Raw genomic sequence first — 20,118 nt, 5'->3', positions numbered from 1 at the left:
CTCAACCCTTGTCGAAGGTGTCGACGTGACCCAGAAGCTCTGCGGTCTTCTGCGGCATCAACTGCGTCACACAACGAGTTTCCACATTGATGATGATTGCCGGCTCGTTGCAGCAGAGGCGCACGCGGAATCGCCAGTCGCCGAGAATCACCTTCAGGCCGTCGCGGTCATCGACCTCCAGCGCCTGCTCGCCATAGATCCGTTTCAGATGGGCGAGCAGGGGATAGGGATCGCGCAGCGGCCGGCGAATGTCCCCGGACGATGGAAACATGCCGATCCGCTCCACCAGCAGGATGGTTCCGAGCCAGGATTCATTGGCGCTGGGCAACGGCTGATGACGAGACAACCAGCTCATCACCCCGAGGTTGTCCACCTCCCGTTCAATGTCTGTCGAATGTTGTGCAATGTTCATGGTTGCCTCGTCGGATGCACGTGGGGCGCCTTTCAGCGGCCCTTGAGGTAGACGTTGTCGTAGCAGAAGTTGGTCGCCTGCAGGTAACCCTCGGCGTCACCACAGTCAAAGCGCAGGCCCTTGAATTTGTAGGCCAGCACGCAACCGTTCTGCGCCTGTTTCATCAGGGCGTCGGTGATCTGGATTTCGCCGCCCTTGCCGGGCTCGGTGTCGGCGATCAGGTCGAAGATGTCGGGCGTCAGGATGTAGCGGCCGATGATCGCCAGGTTCGACGGAGCGTCCTGTGGCGCAGGTTTTTCCACCATGTGGTTGACCCGGTAGATGCCGTCGGAAATTGCCTCGCCGGCGATCACGCCGTACTTGTGAGTCTGGTCGCGCGGGACTTCCTGGATGGCGACGATCGAGCAGCGGAATTTCTTGTAGAGCTCGATCATCTGGGTGAGCACGCCGTCACCTTCAAGGTTCAGGCACAGGTCGTCGGCCAGGACCACGGCGAAGGGCTCGTCGCCGATCAATGGGCGACCGCTGAGGATCGCGTGGCCCAGGCCTTTCATTTCCACCTGACGGGTGTAGGAGAAGGTGCAGGTGTCGATCAGTTCGCGAGTGCCGGCCAGGAACTTCTCTTTTTCGGTGCCGCGAATCTGGTGTTCGAGTTCGTAGCTGATGTCGAAGTGGTCTTCCAGTGCGCGCTTGCCCCGACCGGTGACGATCGCCATGTGCTGCAGGCCGGCGTCCCGCGCTTCTTCAACGGCGTATTCGATCAACGGCTTGTTGACGATCGGCAGCATCTCTTTCGGCATGGCTTTGGTGGCCGGCAAGAAACGCGTGCCGTAGCCGGCAGCGGGGAACAAACATTTACGAATCATAGAAGTTTCCTGGACATTCATGGCATACAGCCATCGGTTACATTGCAATAAGGAAAAGTTGCAAGTTGATGAAGCTGTACTTTAATACCTGAGTCAGGTTATGAGTGACAACGTTAGCTTAGTGTAAAAGAGGATAATGTTATTAGATGTCGGCTTGATAAATAACAGTTATTTTTAGTCGGTATCTGTTGATAGTGGTGAAAGTGCGGGAGTGCTAATAAGTACCGGGCAATACAGTTTGGCCTTTAAAAATATTTTTGGCCAGCGATGGAACTGTTTTTGTTTTGGGTTGTTGTCGCCCTGTTTGTGTGAAGCAAGACACACATTAAACAAGTTGGGCTTGACACGCTAGTTGGCACTTTCCCACTATGGACCGCGCTATGAAGATTCTGGTAACGGGTGGCGCCGGGTATATCGGCTCGCACACCACACTCGCATTGCTTGAAGCAGGTTATGAAGTTGTCGTTCTGGATAATCTTTGCAACAGCAGCGACGCGGCACTGCACGCCGTGGAAGGCATTTGCGGCAAAAGTGCGCTGATGATTCGCGGCGATGTGTGCGACCGGGCGTTGCTGGACCGGATATTCCAGCAGCATTCAATTGACGCCGTCCTGCATTTTGCCGGGCTTAAAGCGGTCGGCGAGAGCGTGCGCAAGCCGCTCGAGTATTACGAAACCAATGTCAGCGGCAGCATCACGCTGTGCCAGGCGATGGCGGCGGCGGGGGTCTTCCGGCTGGTGTTCAGCTCTTCGGCCACTGTTTACGGCGAGCCTGAGCAGATGCCGATCCGCGAGGATTTCCCCACCGGCATCCCGACCAATCCCTACGGCCAATCCAAGCTGATCGTCGAAAACGTCCTGCGCGACCTGAGCCTGGCCGAGCCGCGCTGGAGTATCGCGCTGCTGCGTTACTTCAACCCGATCGGCGCCCATGACAGCGGCCATATGGGCGAAGACCCGAGCGGTATCCCCAATAACCTGCTGCCGTACATCAGCCAGGTGGCGGTCGGCAGCCTGCAGGAGTTGTCGGTCTTCGGCGACGATTACCCCACGGCAGACGGCACCGGCGTGCGCGATTACATCCACGTCGTCGATCTGGCGGACGGGCACCTGAAGGCCTTGCAGGCCATCGACGGGCGCACCGGCATTCATACCTGGAACCTCGGCACCGGCGACGGTTACAGCGTGATGCAAGTGCTGCGAGCCTTCGAACAGGCGTGCGGCAAGCCAGTGCCGTTTCGGGTGATGCCACGGCGTTCGGGGGATATTGCCGAGAGTTGGGCCGACGCTTCCAAAGCGGAAAAAGAACTGGGCTGGAAAGCCACACGCAATTTGCAGGATATGGTTACCGATACTTGGCGCTGGCAGTCGAATCATCCCAACGGCTATCTGGAATGATGGCCTTTTAGTCCAATGTTATTTTCGGTCAGGTTGTTAGATATCGTCGGGAAATTACACTGGCAATGCCTTTTGCAAGTCCGTAGATATAAACCTGCCGTTCGACTTTTATCAGTTGCGTAGGACTGTGAAAGAACAACGGATCTTGTTCGCGCTTTTTGCGACTTGAACTCTACCACCTCTAACGAAACACCCGATGTAACGGTGCAATGTTAGAAAGGAGTTGATATGAAAAAAGTGATGGCGATTGCCTTGTTGACGATGTTGAGCAACTGGGCATCCGCAGCTGAAGCGCCGCTTACAGCGGTAACCAATGTATCGGGCAGTGTCGCGGCTTCTACAGCGCCCGCTGCCAGTACTGCAATGGTTGCCAGTGCCGTAGCGGCGTCCAACAGTGGTGGAAGTGCCAACGGCGGTACAACGGGTACCACCGGTACCACGGGTACAACCGGCACGCACAACTAACTGAAGTAACTGTTGGTGCAGTACAAGGTCGCCCGACGAAAGTCGGGTGACTTTGTTTTGGATTCGCCCTTGAATAGCGTAGTGCCATTATGACTCGTAGTTTTTCTCTTTTAATGCTGGCAAGTCTCGCTCTGCAAGGTTGCATGTTTTCCCCCGGTCAACACCTGAGCACCTTTGGCATCACCCGCCAGGGCGCCAGTGAAAGCAGCCGGGTCGAGTTGATTCCGATCACCCCCAAGCTGATCTCCATGAACCGCGCCACGCAGAAGCGTGAGTCAGTGCCCACGGAATTGCTGGCGACGCCGGCCGAGTACCGCATCGGCAACAACGACGTGCTGTACATCACCGTGTGGGATCACCCCGAGCTGACGGCGCCGTCGGGCGCGCAGCAGCAGATCGACGCCAACGGCCGTCTGGTGCGCTCCGACGGCACGCTGTATTACCCGTACATCAAGGAAGTCCAGGCCGCCGGCCGGACCATCCAGCAACTGCGCGACGACATCGAACAACGGCTGTCGGCGTTCATCGCCGAGCCGCAAGTGGACGTCGCCGTGTTGCGTTTCGCCAGCCAGAAAGTCGTGGTCACCGGCGCAGTCGCCAAGGCTGGCCCGCAAGCGATTTCCACCAACCCGCTGAGCGTGGTCGAAGCCCTGGGTTCGGCGGGGATCGACACCAACAATGCCGACCTGTCCGGGTTGTTGCTGACGCGCAACGGGCGGGTCTATCCGCTGAATCTGGATACCCTCAATCAACAGGATTCCGAGTTGCAGAACGTCTACCTCCAGGGTGGCGACAAACTGTATCTGCCGTACAACGACAACAAGCGCATCTACGTGATGGGCGAGGTCAACCAGCCGCGCGCCCTGAGCTTCAAGACGGCGACGATGAACCTGTCCGACGTGCTCGGCTCGGTCGGCGGCCTGAGCCAGACCACCGCCAACGGCAATGCCGTGTACGTCATTCGCGGGGTGGAAAACCTCGATGTCGAGCCGGCGAAGATCTATCAACTGGAAGCCGAATCGCCGACTGCCATGGTCCTCGCCACGCACTTCGAAGTGCGCCCGCAGGATGTCGTTTATGTAGGGCCTGCCAACGTGACTCGCTGGAACCGCCTGATCAGCCAGTTGGTGCCGTCGGCATCGATTGTCGGCACCGGCGCTTCCGCTGCGAAGAACTGGAGCGAATTCACCAACAACAGCAAATAAGGCCCGCCGACTTTGAAAACCTTGAATGTTGGCGTCTGCCTGATGGCGGCCTTGTTGCTGTGTGGCTGTAATCCGTTGATGGTCGCGTCGGTGACCAACCTCAAGTCGGCGGTGGTCGGCCCGGATGATATCGACGTGACGCCGGCCCAGGTGGCCGAGGTCAGTTATCCGCAACTCAAACTCACCACGCCGTCCGGTTCCGGTGTGCTGGCGCTGGTGCGCAAGCGCGATGACCTGCAGTTCTGGGTGGCGTCCGGCAAGCAGGTCCTGCTGCTGCGCGACGGTCTCGCGGTGCGCAGCATCGGCCTGGGCGCGGAGGGCGACCTGGACGGCACGCGGCTGTCCGATACCTCGCCGTTCAAGCGCGGTCTGCAACACGTTACCGATGGCCAGACCAGCCAGCGCTGGATCGACCTCTACAAGGGCCAGGAAGTCGGGCTGATCGTCAACAGCCGCTTCACCCGCAAATCCGTGGAAACCCTGAAGATTCTGAACAAGGAATACGCCGTGCTGCGTGTCGATGAACGTATCGACGTCCCGGCCATCGGCCTACGGGCAACCAATCGTTATTGGGTTGACCCGGTGGACGGTTTCATTGTGCAGAGCGAGCAGCAACTGACCTCGCAACTGCGGGTGAAGATCGTGCAGCTGACCCCTGATCGCAGGCATCTGCCATGAAGCGCTTGAGGGTTCTGTCGGCGGGTTTGATGTTGCTCGCCGGCGCAAGTCAGGCGGCGGTCACGGTCAGCGGCGATGTCGCCAATCCCGGGCCGGTGACGTTGCCGCCGGGCGGCCGATTGACCGATGTGATCAGCGAGGCCGTGCCTAACGCCGAGGGTTACTGGCTGGCCGGTGTGCTGCTGCGTCAGTCATTGCTGGAAGAGCAGACCCGGCTCAAGGTCGGCGTGCTGTTCGATCTGGACGTGTTGCAGCGCATGGCCGATCTGTTTGATCGACCGAGCCGCAAAGCCCTGGCGGTGCGCATGGCCGAGGACGTGCAGAAGATGCCAGTCACCGGGCGCCAGATCGCGGACCTGGATCCGGTGGCGCTGGAAGTCGGCTTCGCCCGCAACATTCGTCTGGATGACGGCGATCGCCTGATCTACCCGCAGCGGGTCGATGAAGTGGAAGTGCTCGGCGCGGTCGCCGGGACCTGCCGGCTGCCTTATCAGCCACTGCTCGAGGCCCGTGAATACCTCAGCAGTTGCGTGCTGCTGGAGGACGATGCCGACGCCGATTACCTGTGGCTGATCCAGCCCAACGGGGTTTCGCGGCGCGTTGGCATTGCCCACTGGAATCGTGAGAGCGGGCAGTTTCCCGTTGCCGGCAGCAAAATTCTGGTGCCGTTGAAAAACGATGATCTGGATCCGCCTATCCCTGAACTGAATCAGCAGTTGGCCGAATTTATTGCCACGCAGTTGGCTGAGGTGGTTCGTTGAATTTGCGTTTTGCAGCTGTGTTGTTATTGCCGTGCGGCCTGGTCCATGCCGAGCCGCGAATTACCCAGGGCGATTTTGGTGGAACCGGTCTGTTGCAGACGCCCACCGCGCGCATGTCCCCGGCCGGCGAGTTGAGCGTCAATGCCAACCGCACCGAGCCCTACAGCCGCTACAGCGTTTCGTTGCAGCCGCTGGACTGGCTCGAAGGCTCGTTTCGCTACACCGCCATCACCAACCGCCCGTACGGCCCGGAGTCGATGAGCGGCAACCAGAGCTATAAGGACAAGGCGGTCGACGTCAAAGTCCGGCTCTGGGAGGAAACCCACTGGGCGCCCGACGTTGCTCTGGGCTTCCGAGACGTCGGCGGTACGGGTTTGTTCGCCAGTGAATTTCTGGTGGCCAACAAGCGCTACGACAACCTGGATTTCAGCGCCGGCATCGCCTGGGGCTACATCGGTAATCGCGGCGACATCGACAACCCGTTCGGCTATCTCGATGATCGCTTCAAGACGCGCCCGTCCCTGAAAGGCACCGGTGACGTCAACGCCGGTTCCTACTTTCGCGGCCAGCCATCGTTCTTCGGCGGCGTGAGTTACCAGACCCCTTGGGATCGACTGAGTCTGAAACTCGAATACGAAGGCAACGATTACAAACACGAACCCAAGGACAACGTGATCAAGCAGGACTCGCCGATCAACCTTGGCGCGGTGTTCAAGGTGACGGACTCCCTCGACGTGAGCGCCGCGTGGGAGCGGGGCAACACGGCGATGTTCGGCGTCACCTTCCACACCAATTTCGTCAGCCGCAAGGCCCCGGCCAAGAATTTCGATCCACCGCCGGAGCCGCTGCCGGCGAAGGCACCGACTACATCGATGGATCAGGTTGACTGGGCCAACGTATCGCAACGCCTGCAACAGAATGCGGGCTACCGGGTCGAGCGCATCGCCCAGCGTGATTCCGAATTGATCGTGTACGGCGAGCAGCAGCGCTACTTCCATTCCTCCAAAGCGGTGGGCCGTGCGAGCCGGGTGCTGGACAACAGCGTCAACGACGACATCGACTGGTTCACCCTGGTGAACAAGCGTTACGACCTGCCATTGGAAGAAACCAGCGTGCCGCGCCAGACCTTCCGCGAAGTGATCAACAACGAAGAGCCGCTGCAAACGTTGCACCGCACCACCGAGGTCAACCCGGCGATGCCGCACAACGAGAAGACGCTCTACACCCAGCCGCTGCAGCACTTCAGCTATGGCGCCGGCCTGGGCTTCAAGCAGAACGTCGGTGGCCCGGATGGCTTGCTCTATCAATTCAGCGCCGACCTCGACGCCGAGTTCCGCTTCAATCGCAACACCTGGTGGAGCGGCATGCTCAGCCAGAACCTGACGAACAACTTCGACAAGTTCAAATACGACGCACCCAGCGGCTTGCCGCGTGTGCGTACGGATCTGCGTCAGTACCTGACCACGTCCGACACCACCATGCCGTTATTTCAGGTCAGCCATGCCGAGCAACTGGACAAGGATCTGTACGGCATGGTCTACGGCGGTTATCTGGAGTCGATGTTTGCCGGGGTGGGCGGCGAGGTGCTGTTTCGTCCGACCGGCGAGCGCTGGGCGATCGGTGCGGATCTGAACTACGTACGTCAGCGTGAATTCGATCAGGGTTTCGGCCTGCGTGATTATTCGGTACTGACCGGCCATATCACTGGTTACACGGATCTGCCTTACGAAACACTGGCGGCGGTCAGCGTCGGGCGTTATCTGGCCGGCGACTTTGGCGGTACGCTGGATATCTCCCGGGAGTTTTCCAACGGCGTGCGCTTCGGTGCCTGGGCGACCATCACCACGGCGGGCAGTACGGAATACGGCGAAGGCAGCTTCGACAAGGGCATTTATCTGTCGATTCCGTTCGACGAGATGATGAGCATGTCGACCATGCGCCGGGCCAACCTGGTCTGGGCGCCGCTGACCCGTGACGGTGGTGCGCGGCTCAGCCGCAGCTTCCAACTGCACTCGATGACCGATAGCCGTGAGGACGACATGTTCTATCGCAACTTCGGGAAGATTACCGAGTAAGTCCGGGAGACCGGGAAGTCAAAACGGGAGCCCTTGGGCTCCCGTTTTGGTTTGGGGTGGATGTCTTTCTTGAGCCTTCACCGTAGCTGAAGGAGCAGGGGACGGCGAGATCAAGTCCAGTGTTGAATGATCCGGCGCTATCGCTGGCAAGCCAGCTCCCACAGTGATTGTGGTCGGATCGTTAGTTGTGTTTCACCACAAGCCCCTGTGGGAGCTGGCTTGCCAGCGATGACGTCAGTTCAGCCGACCTTACTGCAACTGACCCAATGCAGGTGCAAGCCTCCCGCCAATCCCCAAATCCCGCCCACAAAAAAGGGGACTTTCGTCCCCTTGCGGTGTTGCTTCCTGAAGCTCTGCGTCTCAGTAGATATCCTTCGACAACAGGGTAAACGGCGTCTTCACCAGAATCTTCACATCCAGCCACAGCGACCAGTTGTTGATGTACTTGAGGTCGATCTCGACACGCTTCTCCATCTTGTCGAGAGTATCGGTCTCGCCACGGCAGCCGCTGATCTGCGCCAGGCCAGTGATGCCCGGTTTGATTCGGTGGCGCGCCATGTACGCGAGGATCTTGCCCGAGTAGTAGTTGTTGTGCGCCACGGCATGCGGACGTGGGCCAACCAGTGCCATGTGACCTTGCAGCACGTTGAACAGTTGCGGCAGTTCATCCAGCGAAGTGCGGCGGATGAAGCGCCCGACGGCGGTGATGCGCGAATCGTTGCGGCTGGCCTGTTTGACGTCGCGGTCATCGTGGACGCGCATCGAGCGGAACTTCCAGACCTGAATCACCTTGCCGTTCCAGCCATGGCGATCCTGCTTGAAGAACACCGGGCCCGGCGAGCTGAGCTTCACCGCCAACGAGATCAGCAGCAGTACCGGGCTCAACAGGATGATCGCCAGCAGCGCGACGCTTTTCTCCATCAGGCTCTTGCTCAGGGCGGCGGTCGGGCGACTGGTCAGCGGGCTTTCATTGAGGTAAATCGCCGGCAGGCCGTCCACGACTTTTACCGAGTGGTTGAGCAGCGTCAGGCTGTTCAGGTCCGGCACCCAGACCACGTCGACGTTGGCATCCAGCAGATCGACATACATCGCTTCGATCTTCGCCGCTTCGGACAGCGACAGCGTGATGTACAGACGACGGATATCGTGGCGTTTGATCAGCTCCAGCAAGTTTTCCTGATCGCCGACGACCCGTGGAGCATTGGCGTCCAGAGCGGGCAGGGTGCCGTTGCTGACCAGACCTACCAGCGGCAGGTTTTCGTGTTCGCTGAGTTTCTTCGCCAGGCCCAGGGCCAGTTCGCCGGTGCCGACGATCAGGGTCTTGTGCTCGCTTTTGCGTGAACGCTGGTAGTACTTCGAAAACGCATGCAGCGGCGCATACAGCAGCGCCTGACCGAGGAAACCGTACACCGCCCAGTCAAGAATCACCTGGCGCGAAAACAGCTCATCGGCCTTGCAGATGAACGCGATGAACGTCAGCCCGGCCATGGTCATCGACCAGCCCATTAGCAGCCGTCCGAGACCGGTCAGGTAGTTGTCGCGCTTGCGGTAGGCGCCGCTGAACGTGTAGGCCGGAACCGAAGCCAGCACGGCCAGCATGGTGCACATCCGGTAATAGAACTCGACCGTTCCCGTGTGCTGCTCAGCCAATACAAATAACAGTGAAACAATAAAGCACTGTGCCAGCGCCCATTGGCCCCAGAAGGTAAGTCCCTTGAGGCCGGTGTTTCGGTTGATACGTAGAGTGAGATCCATATGCGATATCCCCAAAAGACTTCCATTCAGGTTTCGACAGTTGAAATCCGAGTTGTTAAGCAGAGTTGTTTTTGTTTTAGGTGCCCATGTTCTGAGGTAACAACATCGGTATGCCGAACTGTCGTCAATCAATAGACTAAGTTATTGGGGAAGAAGCTGTCTGACGAGTTCTAACAAGATGGCAAAGTGCCAATCAATTGATTGGGGAAATAATCGAACGTTAGAAAAGGTCAAAGGGCAAAGGGTGAACAAACAATAATCTGTTTGCTATCGTAGGAAGGGTGAGGAGGGAAGCATTACTGAAAAGGAGGTTCAAACAAGCAAAGTGCTTTTTTATTTTTGTTATTGCACTTGCTTCAATTTCTGGATGTGGAGGCTGTGCTCAGGCAACAACTTCCTGGATCAGGCAATAACCACGATTGCGCACGGCACGAAACAGCCGTTCACCATTGCTGGCACTTTTGAACTTGTCTTGAAGTCGACTCAGGCACATTTCCAGTCCGCGATATTGTTCCGGTTCCCGGCCGATGCTGAGGATCAGATCGTCGCGACTGACAACACGCTCTTCGTGGTGCAGCATCTTTCTGACCAGTGCGGTTTCGAGGCCGGTGAGGCTGATCTCGACACCTTCCTTGACGAGGGCGCCCTGGTCATTGTCCAGATGCCAGGCCTCTGTGCAGGGAACATTGCCTTCAATGGAGCCGGTGTCTTCTATTGCGGGTGAGTTCTGGAGCGAGTTTACCGATTGTGCCGCCAGCCACTCGGATTCGAGGGTGGCCAATATGCGCTGTGTATCATGTTCAATACTGCGAGCGACGCTTTTCCTTGTGCCGCGTGGGTAAGTGAACTCCATGAGCGTGGGAGTGGAAGAGGGCGAAGCAACACCTTCAACAAACATTTGTGCCTGGGACGTACCGAACGAATTGAAACGCTCACTGGAGAGAATGCTCTCGAGTTCACGTTGCGACGCAGAGTTATTGGTCACGACAACAAAATATTTGCGTGGGAGGGTTGTACTGGTTTCCATGTCTCTCTCCTGAATAACGCACCAAATTTGGCTAAAAGGTAATCGGCAGACGAGTTATAACGCGCTCGGAAATAATCGACAGGCAGGGTCTGGGCCCGATTTTGGCCCGCGACAAGTTCCACTGGGTCTGCTTTTAGAGTAATGATTTATTGTTATGTTTAAGTGTTGCAGCGCTCATTCAATTGACAGCTTTTTATTAGGCAGGTGTTGCGAGTAAAGCGATGAGACTTTGGATTGTTGTAGCGTTGCATCAGACGTTCCCTCGTATGCTGCAAATGGTGATTTCCCTGACTCAGGCGGTCGAGATCAACCCCCTCATCAGACGGTAGCCATACCCGCGAATGCTCTGTATGGCGTTCGTACCGTACACGTCCTTGATTTTCCCACGCAAGCGGCTGATGGATTTTTCCAGTGCGCGAGGGTCGTAGAAATGCGTGTTGAGCCCCATGATGCCGGCGATTTCGTCATGGCTGAGAATGTGATTGCTGGTTTGCGAAAACGCTTCCAGGATCTTCATCTCGGCAAAGGAAATGTCCAGTTTCTTGCTGGTGTCGGAGAGGCAGATACGGGTCGGGTCCAGTATCAGATCAATGTCACGCAGCCATTCTTCACTGCTGAAGAATTCATTCAGCAACTCGCCGCCCTCATCGGAAAGGGTATTGAGCTTGATACAGAAGTCTGCCCCGGCAAGATGGTATTTGATCTTGTTGTGGGCGCCGCGACCGGTAATCACCGCACAAATGATCGGCTTCAAGTTCTCGGTGCGCAGGTTCTCCACCAGCGCCAGATTGTCTTCCAGTGCTTGCGGAGTATCGATGACGATGAAAATGGCGCGATAGGCGCCGTGATATTCGTTTGGCTGATATGAACTAGTGAAAGAGTCGGCTTCCAGTGCCAGACCGGTCTGCACATGTTTGGCGATTAGCGTTCTGAAGTGTTCGGCCACAGCGCGGGTACGCGCCAGGGCAAGAACACCTGGCGCGTCGTTTGTCTGGTGCGAGCTTCTAGTCGCTAAGTTCCCTGTAAGCATCATGCCTTGACTCGAAAAAGTGCGGACATCGGGATGTTAAAGCACCGGTTCTCATCTGTGACTGACAATTGGTAACATTCGCGCGATTTTTAGACGTGGCTCCCGAGTTTTTTAACAATAATTAAGCTTTTCAAGCTTTTAGTTGATTTTCTCGGGGTGCTGAACTAACGAAACGAACGTCGTTAGATGGTGGCGATGTGCAATGGTGCCACTATTTTGTAATTATGGCGACCGGTTTTTATGTCCTATGGCCAGTATGGTTCGTCGCCAGAATCAGGGGAGTGTGAGGTGGGTCACATTTTAGGGGCGCAAGGTTATTTTTGCCACTAAGTGAACAAGTTCACAGACAGACGATTATTAACATGGCTTGAGTGTGTCTTTTGATAAGACATATTCTCCGTCACCAAATCGGGCAATGACTGTAGATCTGCCAATTGTTTAATTGCAGATACTCAATGCCTGAATGCAGTTGACCGGGCGCTCTTGAAGAGCGTTCTGACGGAGGATTAATGGATTTACTGACCTTGTTCAAGGTGTTGGTTTTAGGTGCGGTAGAAGGTCTCACCGAGTTCTTGCCCATCTCCAGTACGGGCCATCAGATTATCGTTGCCGACTTGCTCGACTTCGGTGGCGAACGCGCCATGGCGTTCAACATCATTATTCAACTGGGCGCCATTCTCGCCGTCGTCTGGGAGTTTCGCCCGAAGATCTTCGAGATCGTCAAAGGCCTGCCGACCCAGCGCAATGCTCAACGTTTTACCCTTAATCTGTTGATCGCATTTTTCCCGGCAGTGATTCTCGGCGTGTTATTCGCCGACGCCATTCATCATTACCTGTTCAACCCGATCACCGTGGCGGTCGCATTGGTGGTGGGCGGTATCGTGATGTTGTGGGCCGAACGGCGTAAACATGTGGTGAGTGTCGAGCACGTCGACGACATGGCCTGGTCCGACGCGCTGAAGATCGGTTTCGTACAGTGCCTGGCGATGATTCCCGGCACCTCGCGCTCCGGCTCCACCATCATTGGCGGTTTGCTGTTCGGCCTGTCGCGTAAAGCCGCCACAGAGTTCTCGTTCTTCCTGGCAATGCCGACCATGGTCGGTGCGGCAGTGTATTCCGGCTACAAATACCGCGACCTGTTTCAGGCCGGCGACCTGCCGGTCTTCGCCCTGGGCTTCGTCACCGCATTCGTGTTCGCCATGATCGCCGTACGCGGTCTGCTGAAGTTCATTGCGAACCACAGCTACGCCGCGTTTGCCTGGTACCGGATTGCGTTTGGTTTGCTGATTCTGGCGACGTGGGTGTTTGGCTGGGTGAACTGGACGGAAGCCGCGGCCTGATCACTGACTGCTGATCAGTGCGGCGACGGCGAGGTCGCTCAACTCTGTATCGGGCGACTCACGACGAAAACGCTGCAAGGCTGATGTGAAATACGCGGCCTGCAGCATGCCGTCGCTGGCGAGATAGAGCCGCGCGTCCTCGAGCTCCGCAGCGGAGTAAACGCGTTTATGGCTGTCGGTGGTTTCTTGCGAGGCCGTAAAGGGCGTGAGCAGCAAAGAGACAAGCGCGAAGCCAGACAGCTTGGTCACCTCCCATGGCGTATCGGTGTTACCCAGACACAACCCATCGCAGTGGGCCTGAACATTGGACGTGACGCAAAACAAGGCAAGGAAGGTGCAGCGCTTGAAGCCAGAGAAATTCAACGCGGGCATAAACAAAAGACATCCTGTCAGCACATCAAAAGAATTACAGCAGCGGGCAACGGTCATTCGTTGCCCGCACAATCAACGCATCGATCAACGACCCGCCAACAACTCCGCCGCCTGATCCAGCAACGCCAGCGGATCCTTGGCCTTGTGAATATCCACCGACAACAACTGCCGAAACTTGCGCGCCCCCGGGAAACCGGTGCCCAGGCCCAGCACATGGCGCGTGATGTGATGCATCGCCCCGCCAGTCGCCAGATGCGCGGCAATATAAGGCCGCAACTGCGCCAACGCCTCGGCCCGGGTGATCACCGGCGCCGAACTGCCGAACAACTGCTGATCCACCTCGGCCAGCAGATACGGATTGTGATAAGCCTCACGGCCCAGCATCACCCCGTCAAAGGTCTGCAGATGCTCATGGCAGGCCTCCATCGTCTTGATCCCGCCGTTCAGAATGATCTCCAGCTCCGGAAAATCCGCCTTCAACCGCGCCGCCACGTCATAACGCAGCGGTGGAATGTCACGGTTCTCCTTCGGCGACAACCCCTCCAGAATCGCAATCCGCGCATGCACCGTAAAACTCGTGCACCCGGCATCCCGCACCGTGCCGACGAAATCGCACAGCTCCTCAAAACTGTCCCGCCCGTTGATCCCGATCCGATGCTTCACCGTCACCGGAATCGACACCGCATCACGCATCGCCTTCACACAATCCGCCACCAACTGCGGATGCCCCATCAGGCACGCACCAATCATGTTGTTCTGCACCCGATCACTCGGGCAGCCAACGTTCAGATTCACCTCATCGTAACCGTGCTCCTGCGCCATACGCGCGCAAGCGGCCAGGTCCAGCGGGACACTACCGCCCAACTGCAGGGCCAGAGGATGCTCGGCTTCGTTGTGACGGAGGAAACGCTCGTGATCGCCGTTGAGCAGAGCGCCGGTGGTGACCATTTCGGTGTAGAGCAGGGCGTTTTTCGACAGCAGGCGTAGGAAGTACCGGCAATGGCGGTCAGTCCAATCCATCATCGGCGCGACGGAGAAACGGCGGGAGAGTGGGGCGGGTGTGGCGGTGATTGGGGGCATTGGGGGTACGGAATCGGTGTGGCTGGGAGGTGGGGGAGTTTATCAGGAATGGCGGGGTGGGGCTTGGGAGGCATCTGAGAGGCTTTCTGACAGGTGCTGCAGCTTGAAAAAGGGGGCTGATAGACGAGTCCCCATTTCTGTTTTATGGAAAAACACCTTCTCTGCTTGCGACAAGCCCAGTGATCGATTCGAATAGCCAGCTCGAAATACTCCCCTGTCAGGACGACCTGAATGCCCGGCAACACGCTTGAAAAGAGGCTCCATAACGAGCTCCGGCTGTTCGTCACACCGCTATGCGGAGGCCTCGTCTATGCCGCCGTGAAAGTGATGGTCTACGGCTTCAGCGATGCAGTGCTGTTCTCCGGCTTTCTTTTTGGCTGCATCCTCTCTGCCGTGTTGGGCATTCCCTTTCTGCTCCTGGGCGACCGCCGTTGCCCAGAGTCTCGGGTGCGGCATGTGCTGAGCTGGTTGATTCAAAGCCTGCTGGTCAGCCTTTCCTACCGGGGACCGCTCTGGCAACTGCTGTTGATATCAGTTGTCGGCGGTGTCGCATTGGGCGGGTTGTATACCCTGGCCCTCGGCGCCATAGAAAAAATCCCTGCCTCAAACCAGGACCGTGCAGCACGTGGCTGGGGGGCGATTGTTGCCATCCCGTTGTCGGGAGGGCTGGCACTGGGCACCGTCGCCGTCATTGCGACTATCAGTCAGTCGAGTGGTCTGCTGAGTATTGTCTCGATGTTCTTCATGCTGTTCCTCATCGGTGGGCTTATCAGCATGCTGGTCAGTTGGCCGATGCTCTGGCTGGTGGAGCGTTTTCTCACCACGCGCCTGCGCTACCTGATCGGCGGTGTGATGAGCAGTTTTTTTGTCTGGCTGCTGTCTGTCGCACCGGTTTTTTTGGCAAAGCCGCAAGCCCTTCTGAAAGGCGCAGAACTGTCGCCTCGCGGGTTCTGGCCGGGGCTGATCGTCTATCTCGTCATCGGTCTGGTTGCCGGTGCGGTGTATACGGCGATCATTGGTTTCCTGGCTCGCCGCGGCAGGAGAAATGATTCACACCGTGAGCCGACGTCTTCCTGATCGCTGTCAATGTAGGACTGAAAGGAGGCAACAAATAAATCTGTCCCCATTGTTTGGTCCCCATTGTTTTCAGTCCTCTCGTTTGCTATCGATTGTTGGCGGGGAAATTTGTGATGGTAATAAAAAGGCGTGCTCAGGGAATATTTTTTTTGCGATATTCCAAGTGGCTAGGTGGAGCTGATGATTTGAGTTTAAGTTTTCGCAAACCATTTCGTGGGTTTGTTTGGCATTATTTATTGCGGTATAAAAAATGCGTGGTCCGATTAGAGTTTTGATGTTTTCTCGTGTAAGTATTTTTCCGTCAATGTCATACTTTTCAAGCGCCGGTTGGAGGTGTTCGGCGTGAAAGTTATTTCTCATCTCCATGCTAGCAATAGCTTGTTCAAATCGCTCCTGCTCAGTAGTTAGATCGAGAAGATGTTCGACTTCTCCTAGATCAATTAAAAAATTTAAGCTATCAAAATCAATTCTAACGTCCTTGTAATCAGGGAATTTGTAGGCTTGCATAGTGAACGCTTGTTCAAGGTCTGTATCAAAAGCGTCAAAACAGTTTTTAATTTGAAGCATGGCGTTGTATTGCCTAAAAGAAGTGAAGAGGCAAGTGTCTAAAGCGATTTTTCTTTTTTTTAGTTTTGCTTGGTTTTCCTCGTGCTTTCTAAATAAATACGCAAAATAAGATCCAGAGAAAGCGCCAAGGCCTGCAGAAAAAAATGGCCAGATTTTATCTGTAGAAGGAGTAATCGTTTTGTCGATTGCAAGGCTCGAAAAATACCACAAGACCAAGGCTGCCAAGCCAGTCAGTATACCCATCCAAATAGGGTCGTAATCTCTTAAGTTTTTCATGTTTGACCTTGATCTTCTTTGAGCGAAATCAGTAGTTTGTTTCTGTCGTAGTTGTTGTTCTCGGTGCACTATAGCTTTGATACAAAGACCTTTCCAGAGCAGAGCAGTCTTCAGGGAAAAAGAGGGAAAAAAGGGGACAACCTAGGAGGGTAGGGCTTCATGGTTTTAAGGGGGGGGAGCGAAAGGGGAAAAATTCATGTGTCATAAATAAATCTGTCCATATTATTCCTTGTTGTCGCTTTAAGTGTCTGAGCTATTTAGTGTTTGTGTTTTTTAAGATCTCTTTCCAAATGTAGCCATAGCTATATCGAAGCCAAATAACCTTGAGTTTGTCAAAAATTCGACGCGCCCTGCTTTTTTTACGTGCATGCAGTTCGTTTTCAATCTCATCTAACAACCACTCATCCTTGAAGCCTGTCCAAATTGGCGGTACTGGAGTCTCAAGATTACCAAAACACACGGGAGCCACTTCTGAATATAGTATGTCTTCAACAATTTTCAGATCGTAGGATTTAATTCGCTCCGCGATGTATGCATAGTCGACTTCGTTATCAACGAAGGCTTCACCCAACGCTATCTGGATCTTGGCCTTATCTTCCGGAGTTAAAATACTTCCCAATGGGAAAGCTCCTCTAATTCTTCGTCAAAGGTATCTGCGACGACGCTTCCGGTGATGCCACCTGCCATGCTGCCTATTAAAACCACAGCTACGGCGCATGCTGGCGCGGCCGGGCCGCAAACTGCGCTCACACCCAGGCCCGCGAGGAAGCCGCCGGCGGCTCCGGCGCCAAGGATTGTTGCTTGTCGCGCGGTTTCTTTTACTTTGTTGTCGGCGTTCAGTATTTGAAAAAAGGGGACAGATTTATTTTTATCGGTTTTTTAGATAGTAAATAAATCAGTCCCCATTTTGTTGCCGATTTTGAGGTGCTTCTAAGCCTCAGAGGGAAGCTTGACTTGGCGATACTCAAGTGGAAGATTCAATTGTCCCGTAAGGTATTCGAGATATCTCTCGTCCTCCGTGCTCAGTGCAGTCCGACCAACTGCAATCAGCCTAACCGTTTTTTCTGATAGCTCATTCCAGTAGTAAGCGTACTCGAGCAACTGACCAATCGCTAAGCGCAAAACCCTACGCGTGCAGAAATCTGACTTAACCTCGAAGAAGATTTTCTCCGTTTCCGTCGTTACGGTGACATCTACAAAATTTTCTTCGAAGACGATATGCGCCCCAGGGTATTCAACCTTCAGATCTTCAAGCAGGACGGCCTGCATTATCCCATGCTCTGGCGAGCACTCCCGTCCCGAGCTTCCGCTCCTAAAATAGCTGTCTTGAATTGGAGGAAGGTTCTGTCCTTTCCGAATAGGGCGGCGGGTATTCACCGTTTCTGGCAGGGAGGCCTCGTAATTAAGCTCAATGAGCTGATAACGATTGTAGTGCTGCACGGGGTCCTCTGCCTCAGCAAATGTGTTTGGCGGATACCACTCCACATCTTCTGGGCGAAAACGAACATTCAATACGTAAGGGGCCCAGTCACCGTTCCCCAGGCCACTTCTATCACCATTTACGGAGTCAATTTCCTCCAGCATGCGGTCATACCAACCAAGCCGCTTGTAGTGATCCAAGGCCGCAATGCCTTGAGCTTCATCTAGGAACTCGATATGACGAATATGGGCCACATAGCGGCGCCCATCAGGAGTAAGAGCGTAGAGCACAACATCACCGGCACGCTCACCACGTGCGAGTCGTGACTCCCAGCCCTTGTTTACTCCTTGAAGAAAGCCATATTGCCAACCGCCAATTTGCCATTCAAATCGAAAAAGCCATTCCTCATGGCCATAGCCGTGCTGCGAGGAAAAGGTATTGGATGCTTCGGCTGAGCTCCTAGTGGGGTACTGCCAATTGGAGTCATTTTGACAGATGCGGGTGATATAGCTCATTACTGTCCTTGTCGTAGGTTGCGGCTAATTAAGCTCACGTTGCTAGCTTTTACTTCAGCTCGGATTTTGGCGGCTACAGCCGCCACTCTTCTGTCGTCACCGGAAAAATCTTGGCACACGCGATTGTCCTCTTTGCTCCCATCACAGAGCCCCTGAAGACCCGCATCTATTTGATAAGGCGCGAAATGGTTAGCTTCAGTACGTCACAGCATTGCGGTAGAGACGGCGCCTTGCAAGCCAAAAAACTAGGACTGTTCTAAACCTAAAATCTTACTCGTTTAAATGACTCATTCTTTCGTCATCCTAGCCCTACACAACCTTGCGCCACCCCCTACACCTAAGACAGAATCCGCCGGCTTGTGCGTCTAGGCCGTGGCTTTTATCGTTCTCGGGTCACTGAAAACCAGTGATCGGGTTTGGTAGCCCGCGTGTTAGATGTACAGCGTCATCGTCTCCGGTCGTGCTTTTGATCGGGGTTTATGGTGGTCATGTACAGGGCGTCTTCGGGCGCGCCGGCTCCTAACACCCGGTCTACCAACCTGTTCATGGCCGCCACCCTTCGTTTGGTAGCGAAAGGGTGAAGCCTTCACTAAGAGTGTTAGGAGTTTCATCCATGATCAAACCAACCCCAAACCCACCAGAAACCGATCCAGTCTCCCCCTACAAATTCCCCGATTCCCGAACCCTGAACGAAGCCGCCGAACGCGCCCTCGACCATTACCTCACCCCGCAACAACGCATCATGGGCAGTCACACCCAACACGACCCCATGTTCCTGGCCAACCCTGCCTACACCAGCGAATCCCTGTTGGCCAACGCCAGCGAGTCCCTCGATTCCGCCAGTGAAATGCTCAGCAACTTCGCCGCGATCCTGGAACCCGGTCATCGCAAAACGGCGCTGGGCATCGCGCAAGTGGTGATGGTCGCGGGGCTGGCGGTGAATCAGGCGCTGGATCACGTCGAGCCGAAGTCGTAAGTGCAAATACCTCCCGTGGCGGATGCCGCCACGGGAGGGCAGTGTTTCTTCAGATTTCCCCAACGTGGACGACAACTTACGCATTCCATTCCGCGTTTTGAGTTGTCCATGAAAAAACTAGTTGTCGTGATGTTCGCCGTCCTGTTTCTCGCAGGTTGCGCCAATCAGAAGTTCAAACCCGAATACCGCACCCAGATCCACACGGTGAAAGTCCTTCCGGTGACCTGGAGCTTCAAGGAAATGACCTACATGGGCCGCGAGCAGGCCTGGGGCGCTGCAATCGGGGCCGGTGTCGGCGCGGGTGTCGGGATGGCGTCCCATGCCGGGAAACTGGGGACGGCGGCGCTCAGCGGGGCCGGGTTTGCGGCGGGGTTGAAGGCCGGGGATCTGGCGTCGATGTCTACGGTCGAGGCGATTCAGTACAACATGACGAGTGCTGATATCGACCTGGGCAAACTGGTCAAGAAGGGGTTCGAGGATCAACTGGCGGCCAGCGGTCGTTTCAAGATCGTCGCCGATAATGAGCCCGCCGATGCGCAGATCGAGTTGACGGTGGTCACCTGGGGCTTTGCGCTGACACAAGGTTTCAGCAGTGTGGTGTATCCGACGATTGCCGTGAACGGTGCCCTGAAGCGTGGCGATGAGTTGATCTGGCAGCGCAAGGAACCCATCACTCCCTTCAACGGCGCCAACACCTTTGGTTACGAGCCGCTGCGTTATCGCACCGAGCCGGAGCTGGTCCGTGAGGCGTTGACCGGTGTTTCGCAGATTGTTGGCACTTACCTGGTCAAGGATCTGAACGAGTAATCGCCGGTCTGCCTGAA

Annotated in this window: 20 protein-coding genes and 1 pseudogene; 10 read left to right on the top strand and 11 right to left on the bottom strand. The window is 55.8% G+C overall.

The window, feature by feature from the left end:
- Position 1: 1 nt before the first annotated feature.
- Positions 2–412 carry a mannose-1-phosphate guanylyltransferase gene (locus IF189_RS18980; RefSeq protein WP_114884347.1) on the bottom strand — a complete coding sequence of 137 codons (411 nt, stop codon included), beginning with the start codon at positions 410–412 and terminating at the stop codon, positions 2–4.
- 32 nt (positions 413–444) lie between these two features.
- Positions 445–1,278, bottom strand: a complete 834-nt coding sequence (galU, locus tag IF189_RS18975) for a UTP--glucose-1-phosphate uridylyltransferase GalU (RefSeq protein WP_134827553.1) — start codon at positions 1,276–1,278, stop codon at positions 445–447.
- Between the two features lie 380 nt (positions 1,279–1,658).
- Here galU and galE point away from each other — a divergent pair, with 380 nt between their 5' ends.
- From galE to IF189_RS18945, 6 genes are all read left to right on the top strand, one after another.
- Positions 1,659–2,675: a UDP-glucose 4-epimerase GalE gene (gene galE / locus IF189_RS18970; RefSeq protein ID WP_134827552.1), complete on the top strand. Its 1,017-nt coding sequence runs from the start codon at positions 1,659–1,661 to the stop codon at positions 2,673–2,675.
- Positions 2,676–2,903: 228 nt separating this feature from the next.
- Positions 2,904–3,140, top strand: coding sequence for a hypothetical protein (locus IF189_RS18965; RefSeq protein ID WP_003226528.1), 237 nt, complete (start codon positions 2,904–2,906; stop codon positions 3,138–3,140).
- Positions 3,141–3,283: 143 nt separating this feature from the next.
- Positions 3,284–4,345 (top strand): polysaccharide biosynthesis/export family protein, encoded by a 1,062-nt coding sequence (locus tag IF189_RS18960; protein ID WP_085713176.1) that lies wholly within the window; start codon positions 3,284–3,286, stop codon positions 4,343–4,345.
- Between the two features lie 12 nt (positions 4,346–4,357).
- On the top strand, positions 4,358–5,023 hold the full coding sequence (locus IF189_RS18955) for a YjbF family lipoprotein (protein WP_134827551.1): 666 nt from the start codon (positions 4,358–4,360) through the stop codon (positions 5,021–5,023).
- Entirely contained in the window at positions 5,020–5,784 is a 765-nt protein-coding gene (locus IF189_RS18950; RefSeq protein ID WP_192552085.1) for a capsule biosynthesis GfcC family protein, read from the top strand. Before IF189_RS18955 ends, IF189_RS18950 begins: the two co-directional genes overlap by 4 nt.
- Entirely contained in the window at positions 5,781–7,859 is a 2,079-nt protein-coding gene (locus IF189_RS18945; protein ID WP_192552084.1) for a YjbH domain-containing protein, read from the top strand. Before IF189_RS18950 ends, IF189_RS18945 begins: the two co-directional genes overlap by 4 nt.
- Positions 7,860–8,219: 360 nt before the next feature.
- On the opposite strand, the gene IF189_RS18940 is transcribed toward IF189_RS18945, so the two are convergent.
- The 3 genes from IF189_RS18940 to IF189_RS18930 all read right to left on the bottom strand — a co-directional run bounded on the left by IF189_RS18940 (position 8,220) and on the right by IF189_RS18930 (position 11,674).
- Complete coding sequence (locus IF189_RS18940; protein ID WP_192552083.1) at positions 8,220–9,614, bottom strand: undecaprenyl-phosphate glucose phosphotransferase; 1,395 nt, start codon at positions 9,612–9,614, stop codon at positions 8,220–8,222.
- Between the two features lie 382 nt (positions 9,615–9,996).
- Positions 9,997–10,641 (bottom strand): winged helix-turn-helix domain-containing protein, encoded by a 645-nt coding sequence (locus IF189_RS18935; RefSeq protein WP_085713181.1) that lies wholly within the window; start codon positions 10,639–10,641, stop codon positions 9,997–9,999.
- A gap of 292 nt (positions 10,642–10,933) precedes the next feature.
- Entirely contained in the window at positions 10,934–11,674 is a 741-nt protein-coding gene (locus IF189_RS18930) for a winged helix-turn-helix domain-containing protein (RefSeq protein ID WP_192552082.1), read from the bottom strand.
- Positions 11,675–12,180: 506 nt separating this feature from the next.
- Here IF189_RS18930 and IF189_RS18925 point away from each other — a divergent pair.
- On the top strand, positions 12,181–13,011 hold the full coding sequence (locus IF189_RS18925) for an undecaprenyl-diphosphate phosphatase (RefSeq protein WP_192552081.1): 831 nt from the start codon (positions 12,181–12,183) through the stop codon (positions 13,009–13,011).
- Here the strand turns inward: IF189_RS18925 and IF189_RS18920 are convergent, their stop codons facing one another.
- On the bottom strand, positions 13,012–13,440 hold the full coding sequence (locus IF189_RS18920) for a DUF2388 domain-containing protein (protein ID WP_225739913.1): 429 nt from the start codon (positions 13,438–13,440) through the stop codon (positions 13,012–13,014). It lies immediately after the preceding gene.
- Positions 13,441–13,467: 27 nt separating this feature from the next.
- The gene (gene dusA, locus IF189_RS18915) at positions 13,468–14,463 is read right to left on the bottom strand and encodes a tRNA dihydrouridine(20/20a) synthase DusA (protein ID WP_192552080.1); all 996 of its coding nucleotides are present in this window, start codon (positions 14,461–14,463) and stop codon (positions 13,468–13,470) included.
- 231 nt (positions 14,464–14,694) lie between these two features.
- Between dusA and IF189_RS18910 the strand changes: the two genes are divergently transcribed.
- Complete coding sequence (locus IF189_RS18910; RefSeq protein ID WP_192552079.1) at positions 14,695–15,540, top strand: hypothetical protein; 846 nt, start codon at positions 14,695–14,697, stop codon at positions 15,538–15,540.
- Between the two features lie 69 nt (positions 15,541–15,609).
- Here IF189_RS18910 and IF189_RS18905 read toward each other — a convergent pair whose 3' ends face one another.
- From IF189_RS18905 to IF189_RS18895, 4 genes and pseudogenes are all read right to left on the bottom strand, one after another.
- On the bottom strand, positions 15,610–16,383 hold the full coding sequence (locus tag IF189_RS18905; protein WP_192552078.1) for a hypothetical protein: 774 nt from the start codon (positions 16,381–16,383) through the stop codon (positions 15,610–15,612).
- A 253-nt stretch (positions 16,384–16,636) separates the two neighbouring features.
- Positions 16,637–17,002 carry a hypothetical protein gene (locus IF189_RS18900; protein WP_192552077.1) on the bottom strand — a complete coding sequence of 122 codons (366 nt, stop codon included), beginning with the start codon at positions 17,000–17,002 and terminating at the stop codon, positions 16,637–16,639.
- A pseudogene (locus IF189_RS28885) lies at positions 16,987–17,232 on the bottom strand (hypothetical protein); the annotation flags it as partial. The pseudogene IF189_RS28885 and the gene IF189_RS18900, both read right to left, overlap by 16 nt.
- Positions 17,233–17,313: 81 nt before the next feature.
- Positions 17,314–18,318 carry a hypothetical protein gene (locus IF189_RS18895; protein WP_192552076.1) on the bottom strand — a complete coding sequence of 335 codons (1,005 nt, stop codon included), beginning with the start codon at positions 18,316–18,318 and terminating at the stop codon, positions 17,314–17,316.
- Between the two features lie 613 nt (positions 18,319–18,931).
- On the opposite strand from IF189_RS18895, the gene IF189_RS18890 reads away from it, so the two are divergent.
- The gene (locus tag IF189_RS18890) at positions 18,932–19,294 is read left to right on the top strand and encodes a DUF6124 family protein (RefSeq protein WP_192552075.1); all 363 of its coding nucleotides are present in this window, start codon (positions 18,932–18,934) and stop codon (positions 19,292–19,294) included.
- 108 nt (positions 19,295–19,402) lie between these two features.
- The gene (locus tag IF189_RS18885) at positions 19,403–20,101 is read left to right on the top strand and encodes a hypothetical protein (RefSeq protein WP_192552074.1); all 699 of its coding nucleotides are present in this window, start codon (positions 19,403–19,405) and stop codon (positions 20,099–20,101) included.
- Positions 20,102–20,118 lie beyond the last annotated feature (17 nt).

Origin of the sequence: Pseudomonas sp. IzPS59 (genome assembly GCF_014863505.1) — a bacterium.
Taxonomy (GTDB): Bacteria; Pseudomonadota; Gammaproteobacteria; order Pseudomonadales; family Pseudomonadaceae; genus Aquipseudomonas; species Aquipseudomonas kribbensis.
The sequence above is the reverse complement of the archived record's forward strand: the minus strand, read 5'-3'. Positions and strand labels throughout refer to the sequence as shown.